This window comes from Pseudomonas viridiflava (assembly GCF_001642795.1).
Classification (GTDB): domain Bacteria; phylum Pseudomonadota; class Gammaproteobacteria; order Pseudomonadales; family Pseudomonadaceae; genus Aquipseudomonas; species Aquipseudomonas viridiflava.
In genome coordinates this window covers 1-1,260 of sequence record NZ_LKEH01000003.1, presented here as the reverse complement: position 1 = coordinate 1,260, position 1,260 = coordinate 1, and the positions used below count along the sequence as shown (strand labels likewise).

General features: G+C 51.4%; 1 rRNA gene. It reads left to right on the top strand.

Annotated features, from left to right (window positions below):
- Positions 1-55 precede the first annotated feature (55 nt).
- A 23S ribosomal RNA gene (locus AO065_RS00020) occupies positions 56-1,260 on the top strand; the annotation flags it as partial.

Sequence of the window (1,260 nt, the reverse complement as noted above, 5' to 3'; positions counted from 1 at the left end):
CAAACTTTCGGCGAATGTCGTCTTCACAGTATAACCAGATTGCTTGGGGTTATATGGTCAAGTGAAGAAGCGCATACGGTGGATGCCTTGGCAGTCAGAGGCGATGAAAGACGTGGTAGCCTGCGAAAAGCTTCGGGGAGTCGGCAAACAGACTGTGATCCGGAGATGTCTGAATGGGGGAACCCAGCTGTCATAAGACAGTTACCTTACACTGAATACATAGGTGTATGGAGCGAACCAGGGGAACTGAAACATCTAAGTACCCTGAGGAAAAGAAATCAACCGAGATTCCCTTAGTAGTGGCGAGCGAACGGGGACCAGCCCTTAAGTTGGATTGAGAGTAGCGGAACGCTCTGGAAAGTGCGGCCATAGTGGGTGATAGCCCTGTACGCGAAAGTCTCTTTGCAATGAAATCGAGTAGGACGGGGCACGAGAAACCTTGTCTGAATATGGGGGGACCATCCTCCAAGGCTAAATACTACTGACTGACCGATAGTGAACCAGTACCGTGAGGGAAAGGCGAAAAGAACCGCGGAGAGCGGAGTGAAATAGATCCTGAAACCGTATGCGTACAAGCAGTGGGAGCCCACTTTGTTGGGTGACTGCGTACCTTTTGTATAATGGGTCAGCGACTTATTTTCAGTGGCAAGCTTAACCGAATAGGGGAGGCGTAGCGAAAGCGAGTCTTAATAGGGCGTCTAGTCGCTGGGAATAGACCCGAAACCGGGCGATCTATCCATGGGCAGGTTGAAGGTTAGGTAACACTGACTGGAGGACCGAACCGACTACCGTTGAAAAGTTAGCGGATGACCTGTGGATCGGAGTGAAAGGCTAATCAAGCTCGGAGATAGCTGGTTCTCCTCGAAAGCTATTTAGGTAGCGCCTCATGTATCACTGTAGGGGGTAGAGCACTGTTTCGGCTAGGGGGTCATCCCGACTTACCAAACCGATGCAAACTCCGAATACCTACAAGTGCCGAGCATGGGAGACACACGGCGGGTGCTAACGTCCGTCGTGAAAAGGGAAACAACCCAGACCGTCAGCTAAGGTCCCAAAGTCATGGTTAAGTGGGAAACGATGTGGGAAGGCTTAGACAGCTAGGAGGTTGGCTTAGAAGCAGCCACCCTTTAAAGAAAGCGTAATAGCTCACTAGTCGAGTCGGCCTGCGCGGAAGATGTAACGGGGCTCAAACCATGCACCGAAGCTACGGGTATCACCTTTGGTGATGCGGTAGAGGAGCGTTCTGTAAGCCTGTGAAGG